The sequence below is a fragment of the Armatimonadota bacterium genome (assembly GCA_031460175.1).
Classification (GTDB): domain Bacteria; phylum Sysuimicrobiota; class Sysuimicrobiia; order Sysuimicrobiales; family Sysuimicrobiaceae; genus Sysuimicrobium; species Sysuimicrobium tengchongense.
This window is the reverse complement of record JAVKGW010000001.1, coordinates 224431-244174: the sequence shown is the minus strand read 5'-3', so window position 1 is coordinate 244174 and position 19744 is coordinate 224431. Positions and strand designations below refer to the sequence as shown.

The following is a 19744-nucleotide window of genomic DNA, read 5'->3' as shown; positions in this document are numbered from 1 at the left end:
GCCACCAGTGTAGAGGGGGAGATCCGGCCCGTCAACGCGGCTACGGACCCGTGGAAAAGTCCAACACCTGGGGCTGCACCAGGCGGTCGTAGTCCTCGTAGCGGATGCGGATGGTCTCCCGGTGGGTGCCCGCGTTGAACACGATCTCCGGGTCCCGGGTGAGGGAGCGGTCCACGTACACGGGGATCCCGTACAGGTGCCCGAAGGGCGGCATGGCCCCCACCTCGCAGTCGGGAAACACGTCCGCGAACTCCTCCTCGTGGGCGAGCCGGGCGGAGGTGGCGCCCAGCTCCTTGCGGAGCCGTTCCAGATCCACCCGGTGCGGGGCAGGCAGGACCAGCATCACGAGCCGATCGTCCACCTTCGCCATGACCACCTTGGCCACCTGGTAACCGCTCACGTGCAGGTGCGCCGCCACTTCCTGCGCGGTGTACGCCACGGGGTGCGTCATCACCTGATAGGGGACCCCTGCCTCCTCCAGCATCCGCTCGAGCCGTTCCCGACACAGCATCCTCACCCCCTCCTTCCGGCCCGCCTGTGGGCACCCTCAGCTTGGCACGAAAGGGGCCGCGCTGCCACCCGTCCGTTTGCATCAGGAGCCCTTCCGCGGATCCCCGCCGCACAACCGCTCCAGGGCGTCCAGTTGGTCGGGTTCCCCGATGGCCAGGAGCCGATCGCCCTCCCGGAGGATCTCCTCCGGGCCCGGGTTGCGGATCTCCCGACCATCCGGATGGGTGAGGGAGGCCAGAAGGGCGCCCGTGCGCTCCGCGAGCCGCGTCTGGCGCAGGGAGCGGTGGACGAGGTCCGGGTTGTGCACCACCACCTCCCGGACCTGTAACCCCTCGGGGACCCCCTCCGCCCGGAGGGCATCCGGCCAGTGGGCCCGGGCCCGTTTGAGGTACGCTCTCCCCGCGTCATGGTCTATGCCGAGCCAGTCCAGGCTGTGCCGGACGATGGTGAGGGCTGCCTCCACCTCCGGTTGGATCACCTCCGTCGCGCCGGCCTCGAGGAGGAGCGCCCGGTAGGACGACCGGTGCACCCGGACGAGGATGGGGAGGTGTGGGTTAAGCTCCCGCAGGGCCCGCACGCACCGGTACGCGGCCCCGAAGTCGGGCACGGCCACCACCGCCAGCCGCGCCCGCTCCGCCCCCGCCTGCCGGAGGGCCAGGGGATTCGCCACGTCTCCGAACACCGCCCGTGCACCGCGGGTTTTCGCCACCTGGAGGGCCTCCGGGTCCAGATCCACCGCCGCATACGGGATCCCGAAAGCGTCCAGGGCATCCGCCACCTCCTGCCCCACCCGCCCGAATCCGCACAGCACCACGTGGCCTGTCAGGCGGCCCGTCCCCCGGCTCGCCACCCTCGGGGTCACGCGGTTCATCCCCACGAGCCCCTCCAGCCAGGCGGGGCGGTGGCGGAACGTCAGGGCGTTGAGGAGGATGGTAAGCAGGGAGGCGGCGAGGATGGTCTCGTACAGCGACTCCGGGAGGAGCCCGTGGGATCGCGCGGCCCCGGCCACCAGGTACGAGAACTCTCCCATCTGCGCAAGACCCGTCCCGCACAGGACTGCGATCCCCCGGGAATGGCCCGCGGCCCGCACCACCGCGGCCCACACCAGGGCGTTCCCCACGGCCACGAGCAACCCCATCCCGAGGATGGCCCCGGCCTGCTCCAGCAGAGTCCTGGGCTCCAGGAGCATCCCCACGGAGACGAAGAACACGGCCACGAACACGTCCCGAAGCGGCAGCACCCGACTCAGGGTCTCATGGGCGAACTCCGACTCGCTCACCACCAGGCCCGCCAGAAACGCCCCCAGGGCCAGGGAAAGTCCCACGTGGGCGGTGAAGGCCGCGGTCCCCACCGCGAGTGCCACCACGGCCAGGAGGAAGAGCTCGGTGCTGCGGGCGCGGGCGATCCGCGCAAGGAGGTGAGGCACCCCGCGCCGGGCGAGCCAGAGGAGCGGCAGCAGGACCACCGCGGCCTGCAGGAATCCCCGCAGGAGGAGATCCGTCCGGGCTTGGCCCGCGGGGGCCAGGGCGGGGAGTACCGCGAGCACGAGCACCGCCACGAGATCCTGGGTGAGGCTGATGCCCAGCAGGATCCGGCCGTGCAGGGAACCGAGCTCGTGGCGGTCCTGCAGGAACTTGAGGAGGACCGTGGAGCTCGCGACGCTGAGGGCCACGCCCGCCGCGAGCCGGTGAGGGAGAAGCCAGCCCAAAAGCCCTCCGAATCCCGTGACCAGGAGGACGATGGCGGCCATGCCCAGAGGTGTGCCGTAGAGGGCTACCCGCCGGACCCGCCACAGGTCCTGCAGGGAGAACTCCAGCCCCGCGGAGAAGAGCAGCAGCACGAGGCCGATCTGCGCGAACAGCTCGAAGGTCCGGAGATCGCGGACGGTGGGGCCGGGGGTGGCGGGCCCCACAAGGATGCCCGCGAGGATGTAGCCCACCACGGGCGGGGCGTGCAGGAGGTGCGCGGCGAGTCCTCCGGCCACCGCCGCTCCCAGGAGCAGTCCCAGATCCACGAAGGGCCCGCTCACAGCTCTATCTTGGCATGCGGTTTGACGCCCGGAGGTCTCTCGGGTAGCCTGGGAGCGGTTTCGAACGGGTGGTTGTCCCGGATTCCCGTATGGAGAGCGTGCTGGCTTGGATTCCGCTGATCCCCATCCTGGGGGGTCTGGTGGCTTCCGCCGCGACCCGGAAGGGCGCAGGCTGGGTGAGCCTGCTGGTCTCCGCCATGACCGTGGCCTTCCTGGGCACCCTCGTGCCTCCGGTGGCGGAAGGCGGTGCGGTCCGGATCTCCCTGGCATGGTTCCCGGGGATCGGCGTGCGATATGCCCTGCGGGCGGACGGGCTGGGCCTCCTCTTCGCCTTGCTCGTGGCGGGGGTGGGCCTGCTCATCGTCCTGTACGCCATGGCGTACATGGCGCACGAGCCGCGCACGCCTGCCTTCTTTTGCTTTCTCCTCCTCTTCATGGGGGCCATGCTGGGCGTGGTCCTGGCGGACGATCTCGTGGTCCTGTACGTCTTCTGGGAGCTCACCTCCCTGGCGAGTTTCCTCCTCATCGGGTTCCACCACGAGGACCCAAGGGCCCGGCAGGCGGCCCTCCGGGCCCTGCTGGTGACGGTGGTGGGTGGCCTTGCCCTTTTGGGCGGGATCGTGCTCCTCGCGACCGCGGGAGGGAGTCTGCAGCTCCCGGAGCTCGAGCGGCGGGCGGACCGTATCCGCACAAGCCCCCTCTATCCCTGGATGCTCGCCCTGGTGTTCGGCGGGGCCTTTACCAAATCCGCCCAGGTTCCCTTCCACTTCTGGCTTGTGGGCGCCATGGTGGCCCCCACGCCCGTGAGCGCCTACCTCCACTCCGCCACCATGGTGAAAGCAGGGGTATTCCTGCTCATGCGCCTGTCTCCGGTACTGGGCGGCACGGGGGTCTGGGAGGCGTGGCTTGGGCCCGTGGGGATCGCCACCTACCTCTTCGGGAGCCTTTTGGCCCTCTTCCAGGACGATCTCAAGGCCCTCCTGGCCTACGGAACCGTGGCCTCTCTGGGCCTCGCCACCGCCCTCGTGGGGACCGGCCCCGAGGGGGTGCTTGCGGGCATGGCCTACCTCCTGGCGCACGCGGGGTATAAGGGGACCCTCTTCCTCGTGGCGGGCGCCGTCGAGCACGAGGCGGGGACGCGACGCCTCTCGGAACTGCATGGCCTGGGGCGGACCATGCCCCTCACCGCCGCCGCGGCGGTGGCCGCGGTCCTCTCCATGCTGGGGATTCCCGGGTTTGCGGGGTTTGTGGCGAAGGGAACGGTGGAGAAGGCCCTGCACGGGTGGGCCCACGAGGCGGTGCTTGCAGGCGGGGTGCTCACCGCGGGCTACGGAATCCGGTTTCTCGGGGTGTTTCGGGGATCCGGTCGGAGGCGGGGCGGCCACGAGGCTCCGGGGTTCCTCTTCCCGGCTCTGGCGCTGGCCCTGGTGGGCCCCGTGCTCGGCCTGCACCCGGTGGTCTTCGAGCAAGCCCTGCGGTTCCTGCAGCCCGGGGTCAACCTCTCTTCTGCGCCGGTCCTGGGCAAAGTTGCCATCCCCGTGGGAAGCGCCCTGCTGGGCGCGGTGCTGGCCCGGGGGGTGGCGGGCTTTTCCGTCCCTCCGGCGCTTCCCGGCGGGGAGGTGGTCTTCGATCGGGTGTACGGAGGGGTGCTGGGCTTTGCCGGGTCCCTCACCCGCCTCACGGTCACGGGCCGGCTCCGGGACTACCTGGGGGTAAGCCTCCTGGTCCCCGTGGCGGGCGTGGGGGCCGTGATCCTCTCCCAGGGCCGCCTCCCCTCGGTTCCGGTCCGGATGGCGCCTTATGAAGGGGTGGTACTCCTGCTGGGGCTTGGGGCGGTGGGCTTCACGGTCCTGGCGAGGAGCCTCGTGGCCCAGGTGGTGGCGGTAGGCGCCGTGGGCTACACCGTGGCCCTCCTGTACATCGGCCTGCGGGCGCCGGACCTGGCGCTGACCCAGATCCTGGTGGAGACGGTGACCTTGGTGCTGTTTTTGGCCGTGGTCCTGCATCTGCGCCATCCCGAGGAGCCCGACCGGCATCCCGCTTGGGCCCTGGATCTCCTCATCGCTCTCGGGGTGGGCGCGCTGGCCGCGGCGCTCGCGGCTCTGATCCTTCCGGGCCCGCCTACCCGCCACCTCTTCTCGTACTTCGTGCAGAGGGCGCCGGAAGCGGGCGGCCGCAACCTCGTGAACCTCATCGTGGTGGACTTCCGGGGCCTGGATACCCTGGGGGAGATCACGGTGCTGGGGATCGCGGCTTTGGGGGTCCTTGCCCTCGCGAGTCGGCCAGGCACCCGGGTCGCCCACCACCTGGTGGCCCCCGTACGGTCCTTGATCCTCGAGACCGCGGTGCGGGTCGCTTCCCCCACGGTGGCCGCGTACGCCCTGGTCCTGCTGGCGACGGGCCACTACGGCCCGGGAGGCGGGTTCGTGGCGGGGCTCATGACCGCCATGGCCCTGTTGATTTGGGCCGTGGCCTTCGGGTTCGATGCGATCCCGCAGGATTGGCTGCGGCCGCTTGCCGTGGGCCTGGGGATCGCGTACGGCACCGGGTTTCTCGGAGTCGCCCTGGGCCGCTCGTTCCTCACCCACAGCCCGATCCTCCTCGGGCCCGTCAAGACCACCACGTCGCTCCTGTTCGACTTCGGGGTGTACGTGCTGGTGGTGGGGGCTTCGCTCAGCGCGGCCCGTACCCTGGTTCTGGTGCGGCCGAGATGACGGTCCTGCTGCCGCTGTTCGTGGGTTCCCTCTTCGGCGCGGGCACGTGGCTGCTGCTCGGCCGCTCCATCGTCCGGCAGATCATCGGGATCGCCCTCATCAGCCACGGGGCCAACCTCATGATCCTCCTGGCGGGCGGGGTGGGAGGCAACAGCGCCCCCATCCTGGGCAATCCCCCGCCCCTTGCGGATCCCCTCCCGCAGGCCCTCATCCTCACCGCCATCGTGATCGGGTTCGGGGTGCTGGCGTTCCTGCTGGCCCTGGGGTACCGCATGCACGCCTACGAGGAGGAGGAACCGTGAACTTGGCCATCGTGCCCGTGATCCTCCCGCTTTCTACCGGGGCGGCGTGCGCGGCCGTGGAGTCCGAACGGGCGCGGCGCTGGATCAGCCTCACCGGGGCCCTGGGCACGCTGGGGGCCGCGGCCTGGCTGGTGTGGGCGGTGCGGGGGGGGAACGTGGTGGTCCTGCGGGCGGGCGGGTGGCCGGCGCCGTACGGCATCACCTTCGCGGTGGACGGCCTGGGTGCCCTCATGTGCGGGATCAGCAGTTACGTGGCCACGGTGACCCTGTGGTTCGGGATGCGGGAGGCCGCTTCCCGGTACCACCGGTACTGGCACGCGGGGTGGCACCTCCTGCTGGGCGGGATGAACGGTGCTTTCCTCACGGGAGATCTCTTCAACCTGTACGTGTTCTTCGAGATCCTCCTCATCGCCTCGTACTTCCTCCTGACCCTGGGCACCTCCCGGGAGCAGGCCCGGGAGGCCTTCACATACGTGGCCCTCAACCTCGTGGCCTCCACCCTCTTTCTGGTGGCGGTGGGGTTGCTCTATGCGGCCACGGGGACCGTGAACATGGCGGACCTGGCCCGCCGGCTCCCCAGTGCACCCTCTGCCCTCGTGCGGGGTGGGGTGGTGCTGCTCGCCACCGCCTTCGGCCTCAAGGCCGCCATCTTCCCCCTGTACTTCTGGCTCCCCCATGCCTACGCGATCCCCCCGGGGTCCGTGGCCGCGTACTTCGGGGGCATGCTCACCAAGGTGGGGGTGTACGCCCTGTACCGGCTCTTCACCACCCTCGCGCCCTTGGGAAGGCCCGATCCCCTGTGGCTTTTCGTGGCGAGCGGCACCATGGTGTTCGGGGTCCTCGGAGCTCTGGCCCAGGAGGAGATCCGCCGCATCCTCTCCTTCCACATCATCAGCCAGATCGGGTACATGATCCTGGGACTGGCCCTGGGGACCCGGGAAGGGCTCGCCGCGGGCCTTTTCTACGTGCTCCACCACATCGGCGTGAAGACGGCGCTGCTGCTGGCGAGCGGTACCGTGGAGCGGACCTGGGGCACCGGACGTCTCTCCCTGCTCTCGGGCCTCGGCTCGGCCCAGCCCGCCCTGGGGGTTCTGTTTTTCATTCCCGCCCTCTCCCTGGCGGGGATCCCGCCCCTCTCGGGGTTCTGGGGGAAGGTGGCATTGCTCGTGGCGGGCGCGGACGCGTATGCGGAGAGGCCGGGCCTCTGGATCCCCCTCGCCCTGGGGACGAGTGTCCTGGTGAGCCTGCTGACCCTGGCGTCCATGGTGAAGATCTTCACGCAGGCCTTCTGGGGCCCCGCGCCCCGACGCAGGCGGGCGGCACCGGAGCTGCTCCTTCCCGTGGCGGCCATGGCGGCGCTCACGGTGGTCTGGGGATTGGGCGGCCGGTGGCTGTGGGAACTCACCTGGTCTGCGGCGGGGCAGCTGCTGGATCGGGGCTCCTACCTCGACGCGGTGCTGGGGGGATCCCGGTGAGGAGGCTTGTGGGGTTGGTCTGCCTCGCGGCGGTGTTCGCGTACGAGGTGATGGCCGCGAACCTCGCCATGGCCGCCCTCATCCTCAACCCCAGGCGTCGGAACCGGCCCGGGTTCGTCCGGTTCCCCCTGCGGGTGCGGAGCCCCGCGGCCATCACGGCCCTCGCGAACGCGATTACCATGACCCCGGGGACCATGACCGTAGATGTGGCCCCGGACCGCAGCGCGCTCGTGGTGCACGTCTTCGATTTAGAGGATCCCCAGGCCGTGGTGCAGCGGATCCGCGGGCGGCTGGAGCGCTGGGTGGCGGAGGTGTTCGAGTGATCGTGGCCGCGGCCACCCTGGCCATCGCGCTCCTAGTAGGAGCCCTGGGCTGCTGCGTGGCGCGGCTGGTGCTGGGGCCGACTTTTCCCGACCGCATCGTGGCCTCGGATACCCTGGTCCTGGTGGTGATGAACCTGGTGCTGACCCTGGGGGTGCTGTGGCGGACCCGGGACTATGCGGACGTGCCCGTGCTGCTGGCGGCCTTGGGGTTCGTGGGAACCGTGGCCGCGGCCCAGTTCATCCGGCGGGGAGGTCCCCTTGCGTGAACTCCTGGTCTCCGTCCTCCTCGTGGGCGGGGCCGCCTTTACCCTCATCGCGGGGCTCGGGCTCCTGCGGGCTCCGGACACCCACAGCCGCCAGCAGGTCTCCACCAAGGCCGCCACCTTCGGGGCCGGGGGAGCGCTACTGGGTTCCCTGATCTTCTTCGGGGGCGGCTTCCAGGAGCTCCTGGTGATGGGCTTCCTCCTTCTCACCGTGCCCGTGGGGACCCACGTGCTCGCGAAGGCCATCTACGAGCATCATCCTCCCCGGAGGGCGGGTCCCAGATGGCCAGACTCCGAAGGATCCTGATCGCGGGGTTGCTGGTCATCCTGCCGCACAGATCGCGGAGGCCCTGCTGGGCGACCGCACCGCCTCATTCCGCCGGGTGGTGCGGGTGGAGTGGCCGCGCCGGGGCGCGTACGTCCCCGCCTTCGTTAGGGGCGAGCTGCGGCTCCCTTCCGGGCAGCGCCTCCGCAAGGTGTTCGTGGGGAGCACGTCGAATCCCACCACGGGGTTCCTCATGATCGTCCCGGAGTCGGAGGCCCTCCCCGTTCCTCTCATGGTGGACGAGGGCATGACCCTGGTGATCTCGGGCGGGCTCGCGGGACCCGCGGAGGCGGTGGCAGAGGCCGCGAAAAACCGCGGACGGGAGAGGACGGATGACGGGATTTGAGGAAGAGGTGCTGGTGGTCCCCCGGGCGCGGTTGTTCCAGGGGGACTGCTTCGAGGGCCTGAGACGGCAAGGGATCCCGGAGTTCCTGGCGCGGATCCGACGGTACGGATCCTTTCGCCGCCGCGGAGAGGTGGAGGACGACCCCTCGTGGAAGCAGATCATCCCGTACGCGGTGGTGCGCCGCGGCAGAGAGGTGTTCCTCTTCCGGCGCACGGACCGGGGTGGGGATCCACGGCTGCACCACCGGTACGCCATCGGGGTGGGCGGCCACGTCAACGCGCAGGACGCGGACGATCCCATCGAATCCGGGTTGCGGCGGGAGCTGGCGGAGGAGCTGGAGTTCACCGCCCCCTGGGAGGCCCAGCTGGTGGCCGTGCTCAACGACGAGAGCACGCCCGTGAGCCGGGTCCACTTCGGGCTGGTGTACGAGGTGCGGACGGAAGGGGACGTCCGGGTCCGGGAGGTCCAGAGGCTGGTGGGCGGGTTCGTCCCCGTGAAGCGCCTGCGGGACTACTACCCCGGGATGGAGAGCTGGTCCCAGCGGGTGGTGGAGGGGTTCGGGTGGTGAGCTCCTTCGAGCTCCCGGCGCCCGGGCTGCACCTGAAGCGCACCCTGAGCTGCGGCCAGGCCTTCCGGTGGACCTGGGCAGGGCGGTGGGCGCGCGGGGTGGTGGGCCGCACGGTGCTTTGGCTGGAGCCCATGCCGGGTCACCTACGGGTCCACCCGGAAGGGGAGCCGCTTGGCCCGGAAGCCGTGCGGGCATACCTGTTCGGCGGCGGACCCGTGCGGGCGGCGGAGCGGCGGCTGTGCTCCGACCCCGTGCTCCGTCAGATCCTCCCCCTCACCCGCGGCATCTCCCTCCTGGCCCAGCACCCCTGGGAGGCGCTCTGCAGCTTCCTCATCTCCCAGAACAACAACATCCCCAAGATCCGGCTCAGCATCGAGCGGCTGTGCCGGGCGCTGGGGGAAAGGATCCCGGCCCGGGGAGAAGCGTTCACGTTCCCGTCTCCCGAACGGATCGCGGAGGCCCCGCCCCGGATCCTCAGGGACGCAGCCCTCGGGTACCGCGCCCCGTACCTCCGGGCCACCGCCCGCCTGGTGGCAGACCGCCTCGTGGACCTCGAGGCCCTGCGCCGGGCCTCCCTCGAGGAGGCGCGGACAGCGCTTCTGGCGCTTCCCGGGGTGGGCGAGAAGGTGGCGGAGTGCGTGCTCCTCTTCGGCCTGGGACACCGGGAGGCGTTCCCCGTGGACGTGTGGGTGCGGCGGGCGGTCCTCGAGCTGTACTTCCGCGGACGCGCCCGCACCCCACGCGAGATCCGGACCTGGGCGCGGGAGCGGTTCGGCCCCCTTGCAGGCTTGGCCCAGCAGCACCTCTACCATTTCGCCCGCACCTCCTGGGGATTTGGACGCGACCGGCGCGGGGAAGCCGTCTAGCGCACGGCCGGATGAGCCTACTGGCCCTACTGCTCCTCCTGGCGGCCGCCCTGGTGCACGCCACCTGGAACCTGCTCGCGAAACGCGCGGGGGGTGGGGTGGCCCTCACGTGGTTGTTCGAAGCCCTTGCCGTCCTCCTGTACCTGCCCGTGGCGGTCGCCTCCGCGGTGCTTCAGAGGCCCCGAATGGGAGGGTGGGAGGTGGGGTTCGTACTGGGATCCGCGGCTCTGCACCTGGGCTACTTCCTCGCCCTGCAGCGAGGGTACCGCGCGGGAGACCTCTCCCTGGTGTATCCGGTGGCGCGGGGCACGGGGCCGCTCCTGGCCACCCTGGCGGCCATCGCCCTCTTGGGGGAGCGGCCCCGGGCCGCGGCCCTCATCGGAGCCCTGCTGATCCTCGCCAGCCTGTTCAGCCTCGCGGACGTGCAGGCCTTCTGGCAATCCCCGGCCCGGGACCGGTCCGCCCTGGGCTACGGAATCCTCACGGGGGTCTTCATCGCGGGCTACACCCTGTGGGACAAGCACGCGGTGAGCGCTCTTGGGATCCCTCCGGTCCTCCTGGACTGGGGGAGCCATCTCGGGCGGTGGCTCCTGCTCACCCCGCTCATCCGGACCCGGTGGCCGGAGGTCAGGAGGCACTGGCGGGTTCACCGCCTGGAGGTCTTCGGGCTCGCGGTGCTGGTTCCCCTCTCGTACATCCTCGTGCTCACCGCCCTGCGCAGTAGCCCCGTGAGCGCCATCGCACCCGCCCGGGAGGTGAGCATCCTCATCGGAACCTGGCTGGGAACCCGGGTGTTGGGGGAGCAGGAAGCGTGGCGACGGCTGCTGGTGGCCTGCGGGATGACCGCGGGGGTGATCCTGTTGGTGGCCTGACATTGACAATGTTATTGTCAAGCCTATTGACAATGGCTGGTAAACCCAGCTACCATGGAGCCGGATCGGGAGGTGTTCTCGGTTGGGGCAGCGGAGGTTCAAGACGGACACCACGCCGGTCTACGCCATCGGCATCGCTGCGGAACTGCTGGGCGTCCATCCGAGAACCCTCCGGATCTACGAGGAGAAAGGGCTGATCCGGCCCGCCCGGCGGAACCGGATCCGCCTGTTCAGCGACCGCGACCTCCAGCGGGTCCGGCTCATCCAGTACTTGACCCGGGAGGTCGGGCTCAACCTGGCCGGGGTGAAGCTCTTTCTGGAGATCCAGGACCGGTACGAGTTCGTGGCAGAGGTCATCCTGCAGTCCGCCGGAAAGCGAACCATTCGGGAAAGGGGGGATTGAGCATGGGCATCCTGCGGTGGGATCCGATTCGGGAGCTCCGAACCATGCGGCGCACCCTCGAGCGCCTGCTGGACGAGTTCGTGGAGGGCTTCGGGACGGAGCTGGAGGTCCCGGAGCGCCCGCGGGAGGCGGAGGTGTGGCGGCCCGCGGTGGAGCTCTATGAGACGGATACGGACGTGGTGGTCCGGGCGGCGCTGCCGGGGGTGGATCCAAAGAGCATCGACGTGCAGGTGGACGACCGCACCGTGACCCTGGTGGCGGAGCGCCGGGAGGAGAAGGAGGAGCGCGGCCGCAGCTACCACCGCCGGGAGCTGCGCTACGGCCGGTTTGAGCGGACCCTGCCGCTTCCCACGGAGGTGAAGCCGGACCAGGCGAAGGCCACGTACCGGGACGGGGTGCTGGAGGTCCGCGTTCCCAAGGCCGAGGCCGCACAGGCCCGGAAGGTGAAGGTGGAAGTTCGGTGAGCGGTGCGAGGAGGGAGGCCGTATGGGCAAGGTGGTGGGGATTGATCTCGGCACCACGAACTCTGTCATCGCCGCCATCATCGGCGGGGAACCCGTGGTGATCCCCAACCGCGAGGGCAGCCGCCTCACGCCGTCCGTGGTGGCCTTCACGAAGACGGGCGAACGCCTGGTGGGCCAGATGGCCAAGCGCCAGGCCATCCTGAACCCCGAGAACACCATCTACTCCATCAAGCGGTTCATGGGCCGCCGGTACAGCGAGGTGGAGACGGAGCGGAAGATGGTGCCCTACAAGGTGGTGGAGGGACAGCACGGGATGGCCTGTGTGTACGTACCCGCCGTGGACCGCACCTTCACCCCGGAGGAGATCTCCGCCATGATCCTCCAGAAGCTCAAGGAGGACGCGGAGGCGTACCTGGGGGAGAAGATCGACGGGGCGGTGATCACGGTCCCCGCGTACTTCAACGATGCCCAGCGCACCGCCACCAAGAACGCGGGGGAGATCGCAGGCCTGAAGGTCCTGCGCATCATCAACGAGCCCACCGCGGCCTGCCTGGCCTATGGCCTCGACAAGAAGGGATCGGAGACGGTGCTGGTGTGGGACCTCGGAGGGGGCACCTTCGACGTCTCCATCCTGGAGATCGGGGAAGGCGTGTTCCAGGTCCGGGCCACGGCCGGCGACACGCACCTGGGCGGGGACGACTGGGACGAGCGGATCGTGAACTGGCTTGCGGAGGAGTTCCGCAAGGAGCACGGCATTGACCTCCGGCAGGACCGGCAGGCGCTGCAACGCCTCCGGGAGGCCGCGGAGCGGGCGAAGATCGAGCTCAGCGCCATGGTCCAGACCACCATCAACCTCCCCTTCATCACCGCGGATGCCACGGGTCCCAAGCACCTGGACATGGTCCTCACCCGGGCCAAGTTCGAGGAGCTCACCGCGGACCTGGTGGAACGGTGCATCCCGCCCTATCGCCAGGCCATGGGTGACGCCAAGCTCAGCGAGCGGGACCTCCACGAGGTCATCCTGGTGGGCGGCAGCACCCGCATGCCCATGATCCAGGAGCTGGTGCGGCGGCTCACCGGGAAGGAACCCAGCAAGGAGGTCCACCCGGACGAGGTGGTGGCGGTGGGCGCCGCCATCCAGGCAGGCGTGCTGGCGGGTCAGGTGCGGGAGGTGGTTCTGCTGGACGTGACCCCGCTGTCGTTGGGCATCGAGACCCTGGGCGGGGTCATGACCGTCCTCATCCCCCGCAACACCACCATCCCCACCCGCAAGAGCGAGATCTTCACCACCGCGGAGGACGGGCAGACGCAGGTGGAGATCCACGTGCTGCAGGGAGAGCGGCCCATGGCCCGGGACAACCGGACCCTGGGCCGGTTCATCCTGGACGGGATCCCGCCCGCTCCGCGCGGGGTGCCCAAGATCGAGGTCACCTTCGACATCGACGCGAACGGCATCCTCGCCGTCTCCGCGAAGGACCTGGCCACGGGCCGGGAGCAGTCCATCCGGATCACGGGCACCAGCACCCTCACCCGGGAGGAGATCGAGCGCATGGTCCGGGAGGCGGAGCAGCACGCGGAGGAGGACCGCCGCAAGCGGGAGGAGGCGGAGATCCTGAACCGCGGGGACAGCATGGCCTATCAGGCGGAGCGGCTCCTGCGGGACCAGCTGAGCGCGGCTCCGGAGAGCGACCGCAAACCCCTGGAGGAGAAGGCGAAGGAGCTGCGACACGCGGTCCAGGCCCGGGACGTGGCAAAGGTCAAGCAGCTCACGGAAGAGCTGCAGCAGATGATCTTCCGCATCTCCGAGCGGCTGTACCGCGCCGCCGCGAGCGGCACCCCCTCGGGCGGAGGAGGTGGGGAGCGACGGGGGCCGGACGACGTGATCGACGCGGAGTACAAGCCCAGCGACCAGTAGGGCGGTGATCGGGGAGATGTCGGAGCGGGAGGATCGTCTGAACGGGCAAAGCGAGCCCCGGGAGGACTTCGCGGAAGCCCCGGCCTCCGACGGGGGAGACCTCCCGGAGCCCGCGGAGCCGGCGGAGGTGCGCCCCGAGGAGGTGGCGCGCCTGCGGGAGGAGGTGGAGCGCTACCGCCAGGAGGCGGAGCGCAACTGGCAGCAGTTCCTGCACGCGGCCGCGGACCTGGAGAACTACAAGAAGCTGGCGGCCCGGCGGCAGGAGGAGGCCGTGGCCCGCGTCCGACGGGCCATGCTGCACCTGGTGCTGGGGGTGCTCGACAACCTGGAGCGGGCCATCCAGTACGGAGAGCAGGCCCAGGACAACCAGGCGGTGGAGGGCATCCTCGAGGGCCTCCGCATGACGCACCGCTCCGTCCTGGAACAGCTGAGCCTCCTGGGGGTGCGGCCCATGGAGGCCGCGGGCGCCCGGTTCGACCCTGCCCGTCACGAGGCCGTGGATCAGGTGCCCGCGGAGGAGGCCGGGGTGGAGCCGGGCACGGTGGTGGACGTGGTTCAGCAAGGATACCTGGTGGGCGAGGAGGTGCTGCGGCCCGCGCGGGTCCGCGTGGCCCAGTAGGAGATGGAGTTCAAGGACTACTACCGGATCCTGGGGGTGCCCCGCAACGCGGACGGCAAGCAGATCAACGAAGCGTTTCGCCGCTTGGCCCGCCAGTACCACCCGGACGTGAACAAGGACCCCCAGGCCGCGGAGAAGTTCAAGGAGATCAACGAGGCCTACCAGGTCCTGAGCGACCCCGAGAAGCGCAGGCGCTACGACCAGTTGCTGGAGCTCCGGGAGCGCGGGGTGCCCTGGGACCAGTTCGCGGGTCCCCAGGCCGAAGGCCCCGGGGAGTGGACCGTGATCTTCGGCGAGCCCGGGGAGGTGTTCGGCCGGTTCGAGGACTTCGGGTTCTCGGAGTTCTTCCGCCGGTTCTTCGGCGATCTGGGGATCTTCGATCCCTTCACCCGGCCGGGCCGCCGCTCCCCCTTCCGCGGTGCCCGCACCGTTCCCCGGGAGGACCTCACCACCTCCGTGGAGATCTCCCTGGAGGAGGCCTTCCACGGCACGGAGCGGGAGCTGAGCCTCAGCCTGAACGGGCGTTCCCGCCGGATCCGGGTGCAGATCCCGCCCGGCATCCGGGACGGCCAGAAAGTGCGGGTGCGGGGGGCCGCAGACGGCGCAGACCTCTACGTGGAGGTGCGGGTACGGCCGCACCCCTTCTTCACCCGCGAGGGGGACGATCTGGTGTGTGAGATCCCGATCTCCCTCGTGGAAGCCCTGCTGGGCGCGGAGATCGAGGTCCCGACGCTGTCCGGGAAGGTGAGGATGCGGATCCCGCCGGAGACCCAGAACGGCCAGGTCTTCCGCCTGCGGGGACAGGGAATGCCCCGGCTGATGGGGTCCGGAAGGGGAGACCTGCTGGTGCGGGTGAAAGTAGTGCTGCCCCAGCGGCTCTCGCCCGAGGAACGGCGCCTCGTGGAACAGCTGGGCCGGCTGCGCCAGGAAAACCCGCGGGCGGCCATGGGGCTGAGGTAGGAGGAGACCATGCGGTGGGACAAACTCACGGAGAAGTCGCAGGAGGCCCTGGCACGGGCCCAGGAGCTCGCGCGGGAAGCGGGCCACCCCTACGTGGAGACGGAACACCTCCTCCTCGCGCTGCTGGAGCAGGCGGATGGGGTAGTCCCCCAGGTCCTGCAGCGGGCCGGAGCAAACCTGAGCCGCATCCGGGAGCAGGTGGACCGGGCCCTCCGCACCCTGCCCCGGGTTCAGGGGCCCGCGGAGCTGTACGTGGGCCCGGGCCTGCGGCGGGTGTGGGACGGGGCGGAGCGCGAGGCCCAGCGGATGCAGGACGAGTACACCAGCACCGAGCACTTCCTCCTGGCCATGAGCGAGGCCGTGGAGACCGGGGCCGGCCGCATCCTCCAGCAGAACGGCATCACGAAGGAGGCCCTGCTCCGCGCCCTGGCCGAGGTCCGGGGACGCCAGCGGGTGACGGATGCGCGGCCGGAGACCAAGTACCAGGTGCTGGAGCGCTACGGCCGGGACCTCACGGAGCTCGCGCGACAGGGCAAGCTCGACCCCGTGATCGGCCGGGACGAGGAGATCCGCCGGGTGATCCACGTCCTGAGCCGCCGCACGAAGAACAACCCCGTGCTCATCGGTGAGCCTGGGGTGGGCAAGACCGCCATCGTGGAAGGATTGGCCCAGCGGATCGTGCGGGGAGACGTCCCTGAGCAGCTCAAGAACAGGCGCATCTTCCAGCTGGACATGGGAGCGCTGCTCGCGGGCACCAAGTACCGGGGGGAGTTCGAGGAGCGGCTGAAGGCGGTCCTCAAGGAGATCGCGGACAGCCACGGCGAGATCATTCTCTTCATCGATGAGATCCACACGGTGGTGGGCGCGGGCGCTGCGGAGGGGGCCGCCATGGACGCCAGTAACCTCCTCAAGCCCATGCTGGCCCGGGGGGAACTCCACTGCATCGGGGCCACCACCCTGGACGAGTACCGCAAGCACATCGAGAAGGACCCGGCCCTGGAGCGCCGGTTCCAGCCCGTGTACGTGGACGAACCCACTTTGGAGGAGACCATCAGCATCCTGCGGGGGCTTAAGGAGAAGTACGAGGTCCACCACGGCGTCCGGATTACGGACGCCGCGGTGATCGCGGCCGCCCAGCTCTCGACCCGGTACATCACGGGCCGGTTCCTGCCGGACAAGGCCGTGGACCTCATCGACGAGGCCGCGGCCCGGCTGCGCATGGAGATCGACAGCAAGCCCGCGGAGCTCGATGAGATCGACCGCCGGATTATGCAGCTGGAGATCGAGCGGGAGGCCCTGCGCCGGGAGACGGATCCGGAGGCGCAGGAGCGCCTGCAGAAGCTGGAGCAGGAGCTCGCGCGCCTGCGCGAGCAGAGCCAGCTGCTCCGGGAGCGGTGGGAACGCGAGAAGCGGATCGTGCAGAGGATCCGGCACATCAAGGCGGAGATGGACCGCACGAAGGTGGAACTGGAGCAGGCAGAACGGGTGGCGGACCTAGAGCGGGCCGCGCGGCTGCGCTACGGGGTACTCCCCGAGCTCACCAAGCAGCTGGCGGCCGCGGAGGAGGAGCTGCGGCAGCTGGGCCCGCAGCGGCTGCTGAAGGAGGAGGTGGACGCAGAGGACATCGCGGAGGTGGTGAGCCAGTGGACGGGCATCCCGGTCACGCGCCTGCTGGAGACGGAGAAGGAGAAGCTCCTGAAGCTGGAGGAGCGGCTGCACCAGCGGGTGGTGGACCAGGAGGAGGCGGTTCAGGCGGTGGCGGATGCCATCCGCCGGGCCCGGGCCGGCCTCAAGGACCCCCGCCGGCCCATCGGCTCCTTCCTGTTCCTGGGGCCCACGGGGGTCGGGAAGACCGAGCTCGCCCGGGCCCTCGCGGAGGTCCTGTTCGACTCCGAGGAGGCCATGGTGCGGATCGACATGTCCGAGTACCAGGAGAAGCACACCGTCTCGCGGCTCGTCGGAGCGCCCCCCGGATACGTGGGCTACGAGGAAGGCGGACAGCTCACGGAGGCGGTGCGCCGGCGCCCGTACCGGGTGGTCCTCTTCGATGAGGTGGAGAAGGCCCATCCGGACGTCCTGAACATCCTCCTCCAGGTGATGGAGGACGGCCGGCTCACGGACGGCCAGGGCCGCACCGTGGACTTCAAGAACACCGTGCTGATCCTCACCAGCAACGTAGGCTCCCCCTACCTGCGGGACCTGGACCCGGAAGACACCCCTTCCTTTGAGCTGGCGAAGGTCCAGGTGCAAGCGGAGCTGCGCCGCACCTTCCGTCCGGAGTTCCTGAACCGCATCGACGAGGTGATCGTGTTCCGGCCGCTCAGCCGCGCACACCTGGAGCAGATCGTGGAGCTGCAGATCCGCTCCCTCCAGCAGCGCCTGCAGGACCTCAGGATCGCCATCGAGGTCACCCCCCAGGCGAAGGCGTATCTCGCCCGGGAAGGCTACAACCCGGACTTCGGGGCCCGGCCGCTGCGCCGGCTCATCCAGCGCCTGGTGGAAAACCCCCTCTCCCGGAAGGTGCTGGCGGGGGAACTGCGGGAGGGCGACGTGGCCGTGGTGGATGCCCGGGCCGGGGAGATCGTGATCACGCGACGGGAGCGGGTGGTGGCGTAGGCGCTCCTCCGGGGTTGCTACAATGGCAGACGATACCCGCGACGCGGAGGGGGAAGATGGTCGGGCAGGTTCGGGCGGATCAGGTGGGGAGTCTCCTGCGCCCGCAGGAATTGTTGGAGGCCCGGGCCCGGGGGGCCCCACAGGAGGAGCTCCGGGAGATCGAGGACCGACACATCCTGCGGCTGCTCCGAAAGCAACAGGAGATCGGGGTGGACATCTACACGGACGGGGAGCTGCGCCGCCGCCACTTCATGAGCGATCTCCTGGAGGCGGTGGAGGGGTTTGAAGCTCTCGAGGACGGGCCTCGTCCGGACAGCACACAGGGCACTCCCTCCTCGCGGCCTTCCCGCACGTGGAAGGGGGAGGGAACCACGCCGCCGCCCGCCCGGGTAAGGGGGGTGGTCACGGCCCGGTTGCGGCCGCTCCGTCGGCTCACGGCGCACGAGGTGGCCTTCCTCCGGAAGCACAGCCCGGGACCCTTCAAGATCACCCTCCCCAGCGCCAACCAGTTCCCCGCCCTCGCCTTCAAGCGCGGGGTAACGGACCGGATCTACCGGAACCACTCGGAGCTGCTGTGGGACATCGTCCCCATCATCCGAGACGAGATCCGGGCCCTGATCGCGGAAGGGGTGACGTACATCCAGCTGGACGCGCCCCGCTACAGCGTGTACATCGACCCGCAGTGGAGGGAGCACGTGCGGGCGGAGATGGGGATGGAGCCGGAGGCCGCCCTGGACGAGGCCATCCACGCGGACAACGCGTGCCTGGAAGGCGCCCGACGGCCGGGCGTGGTCCTCGCCTTCCACCTGTGCCGGGGCAACAACCGCAGCCAGTGGTTCGCGGAGGGCGGATATGACCCCATCGCGGAGAAGGTCTTCAACGAGCTCCAGGTGGACCGGTTCCTCCTGGAGTACGACGACGAGCGCTCCGGTACCTTCGAACCCCTGCGGTTCGTCCCACCGGACAAGACCGTGGTGCTGGGCCTGGTGAGCACCAAGCGGCCGCAGCTGGAGTCCAAGGAGGTTCTCCTGCGCCGCATCGAGGAAGCCAGCCGCTACGTGCCCCTAGAACGTCTCGCCCTCAGTCCCCAGTGCGGGTTCGCCTCCGTCATGGAAGGAAACCTTCTCACGGAGGAGGACCAGTGGGCCAAGCTGCAGCGGGTGGTGGAGGTGGCCCGGGAGGTCTGGGGGTAGTCCGCTTCACGGTTCCGATGCCTCGCGCACGGTGAGGACGGGCACCGGGCTTCGCCGCACCACCTGTTCCGCCACGCTGCCGAGTACGAGGTGGGCGAGCCCCGTGCGCCCGTGGGTCCCCATGCACACCAGGTCTGCGTGCAACTCCTGGACGGCCTCCACGATGTGATGTCCGACCCCGCCCATGCGGACCGCCACTCCTTCCTCAGGGCGCGCCACCGCCTCTAGCCGCTGATGAGCCTGACCCAGGAGGTATTCCCGGATCCGTCCGCCCACCGCGGGAGCCAGGATCTCCTCGGGGATCGCGGCGAGAACCTCCGGGGTGAGTTCCACCACGTGCAGGAGGACCACCTCTGCCCCGGTGGTGCGGCTCAACAGGCGGGCCCATGCCAGGGCTCCCTGGGCCGGGGGCGAGAAGTCCGTGGCCACCAGGATGCGCCGTAGGTGCGGAGGGGTTTGGGGCCGCACGGTGAGCACGGGGACGGGGCTTGTACGCACCACCTGTTCCGCGACGCTTCCGAAGAAGACGCGGTGGATCCCGCTTCGCCCATGGGTCCCCATGCACACCAGATCCACCCCGAGCGCCCGGGAGACCTCCGGGATCACCTCGTGAGGAAGGCCCGGACGGAGCTCGGCCCGATGGGCCCCGAAGCGTTCCCGCCAGCGTTCCAGCTCTGTCCGGATGAAGCGCCCTCGAGCCTGAAGGGGATCTTCCCCCTGCGTTCGCTCCGTGTCGGAGAGGGCCCTGAGCATCCACCCGTCCTCCTCCAGGACGTGGAGGAGAATCAGCTCGGCCCGGAACTGCCCTGCAATCCACGTAGCCCACTGTGCCGCGGATTCCGTGGCTTCTGAGAAGTCCGTGGGGAGCAGAACCCTTCGTACCCTGGGCACCATAACCCCCTCCAAGGGGTCTTTGCATGCATGTTCGTCTCTCCACGCCGGATCCCCTGCCGTTTCCCGCAGCCCCAGGGGGTGGGACGA

At 69.9% G+C, this 19744-nt stretch carries 20 protein-coding genes; 17 read left to right on the top strand and 3 right to left on the bottom strand.

Going from position 1 to position 19744, the window contains the following annotated elements; all coding sequences use genetic code 11:
* Window positions 1-40 precede the first annotated feature (40 nt).
* Both QN206_01205 and QN206_01200 read right to left on the bottom strand, forming a co-directional pair.
* Window positions 41-511 carry a YbaK/EbsC family protein gene (locus QN206_01205; GenBank protein ID MDR7613423.1) on the bottom strand — a complete coding sequence of 157 codons (471 nt, stop codon included), beginning with the start codon at window positions 509-511 and terminating at the stop codon, window positions 41-43.
* 81 nt (window positions 512-592) lie between these two features.
* Window positions 593-2539, bottom strand: a complete 1947-nt coding sequence (locus QN206_01200; GenBank protein ID MDR7613422.1) for a cation:proton antiporter — start codon at window positions 2537-2539, stop codon at window positions 593-595.
* A 98-nt stretch (window positions 2540-2637) separates the two neighbouring features.
* On the opposite strand from QN206_01200, the gene QN206_01195 reads away from it, so the two are divergent.
* The 17 genes from QN206_01195 (at window position 2638) to QN206_01115 (ending at window position 18763) form a co-directional block, all read left to right on the top strand.
* Window positions 2638-5253: a proton-conducting transporter membrane subunit gene (locus QN206_01195; protein MDR7613421.1), complete on the top strand. Its 2616-nt coding sequence runs from the start codon at window positions 2638-2640 to the stop codon at window positions 5251-5253.
* Window positions 5250-5555 (top strand): NADH-quinone oxidoreductase subunit K, encoded by a 306-nt coding sequence (locus tag QN206_01190; GenBank protein MDR7613420.1) that lies wholly within the window; start codon window positions 5250-5252, stop codon window positions 5553-5555. The genes QN206_01195 and QN206_01190 overlap by 4 nt, the downstream gene beginning before the upstream one ends.
* Entirely contained in the window at window positions 5552-7030 is a 1479-nt protein-coding gene (locus QN206_01185; protein MDR7613419.1) for a proton-conducting transporter membrane subunit, read from the top strand. The genes QN206_01190 and QN206_01185 overlap by 4 nt, the downstream gene beginning before the upstream one ends.
* On the top strand, window positions 7027-7353 hold the full coding sequence (locus tag QN206_01180; GenBank protein ID MDR7613418.1) for a Na+/H+ antiporter subunit E: 327 nt from the start codon (window positions 7027-7029) through the stop codon (window positions 7351-7353). Before QN206_01185 ends, QN206_01180 begins: the two co-directional genes overlap by 4 nt.
* Entirely contained in the window at window positions 7350-7619 is a 270-nt protein-coding gene (locus QN206_01175; GenBank protein ID MDR7613417.1) for a monovalent cation/H+ antiporter complex subunit F, read from the top strand. Before QN206_01180 ends, QN206_01175 begins: the two co-directional genes overlap by 4 nt.
* A complete protein-coding gene (locus QN206_01170) occupies window positions 7612-7923 on the top strand; it encodes a monovalent cation/H(+) antiporter subunit G (protein ID MDR7613416.1) in 312 nt (103 codons plus the stop codon). Before QN206_01175 ends, QN206_01170 begins: the two co-directional genes overlap by 8 nt.
* A complete protein-coding gene (locus tag QN206_01165; protein ID MDR7613415.1) occupies window positions 7871-8287 on the top strand; it encodes a DUF502 domain-containing protein in 417 nt (138 codons plus the stop codon). Before QN206_01170 ends, QN206_01165 begins: the two co-directional genes overlap by 53 nt.
* Window positions 8274-8855 (top strand): NUDIX domain-containing protein, encoded by a 582-nt coding sequence (locus QN206_01160; protein MDR7613414.1) that lies wholly within the window; start codon window positions 8274-8276, stop codon window positions 8853-8855. Before QN206_01165 ends, QN206_01160 begins: the two co-directional genes overlap by 14 nt.
* Complete coding sequence (locus tag QN206_01155; protein ID MDR7613413.1) at window positions 8852-9721, top strand: DNA-3-methyladenine glycosylase 2 family protein; 870 nt, start codon at window positions 8852-8854, stop codon at window positions 9719-9721. Before QN206_01160 ends, QN206_01155 begins: the two co-directional genes overlap by 4 nt.
* Window positions 9722-9732: 11 nt before the next feature.
* Window positions 9733-10593, top strand: a complete 861-nt coding sequence (locus tag QN206_01150) for an EamA family transporter (protein ID MDR7613412.1) — start codon at window positions 9733-9735, stop codon at window positions 10591-10593.
* 82 nt (window positions 10594-10675) lie between these two features.
* On the top strand, window positions 10676-10996 hold the full coding sequence (locus tag QN206_01145; GenBank protein MDR7613411.1) for a MerR family transcriptional regulator: 321 nt from the start codon (window positions 10676-10678) through the stop codon (window positions 10994-10996).
* A 2-nt stretch (window positions 10997-10998) separates the two neighbouring features.
* Window positions 10999-11460, top strand: coding sequence for an Hsp20/alpha crystallin family protein (locus QN206_01140; protein ID MDR7613410.1), 462 nt, complete (start codon window positions 10999-11001; stop codon window positions 11458-11460).
* Between the two features lie 22 nt (window positions 11461-11482).
* Window positions 11483-13375 carry a molecular chaperone DnaK gene (dnaK, locus tag QN206_01135; GenBank protein ID MDR7613409.1) on the top strand — a complete coding sequence of 631 codons (1893 nt, stop codon included), beginning with the start codon at window positions 11483-11485 and terminating at the stop codon, window positions 13373-13375.
* Window positions 13376-13391: 16 nt separating this feature from the next.
* A complete protein-coding gene (locus QN206_01130; GenBank protein MDR7613408.1) occupies window positions 13392-13994 on the top strand; it encodes a nucleotide exchange factor GrpE in 603 nt (200 codons plus the stop codon).
* A 3-nt stretch (window positions 13995-13997) separates the two neighbouring features.
* Window positions 13998-14954, top strand: coding sequence for a J domain-containing protein (locus QN206_01125; GenBank protein MDR7613407.1), 957 nt, complete (start codon window positions 13998-14000; stop codon window positions 14952-14954).
* 9 nt (window positions 14955-14963) lie between these two features.
* Window positions 14964-17570, top strand: a complete 2607-nt coding sequence (gene clpB / locus QN206_01120; GenBank protein ID MDR7613406.1) for an ATP-dependent chaperone ClpB — start codon at window positions 14964-14966, stop codon at window positions 17568-17570.
* 56 nt (window positions 17571-17626) lie between these two features.
* Complete coding sequence (locus tag QN206_01115; protein ID MDR7613405.1) at window positions 17627-18763, top strand: cobalamin-independent methionine synthase II family protein; 1137 nt, start codon at window positions 17627-17629, stop codon at window positions 18761-18763.
* A 6-nt stretch (window positions 18764-18769) separates the two neighbouring features.
* Here QN206_01115 and QN206_01110 read toward each other — a convergent pair whose 3' ends face one another.
* Entirely contained in the window at window positions 18770-19654 is an 885-nt protein-coding gene (locus QN206_01110; GenBank protein ID MDR7613404.1) for a universal stress protein, read from the bottom strand.
* Window positions 19655-19744: the final 90 nt, after the last annotated feature.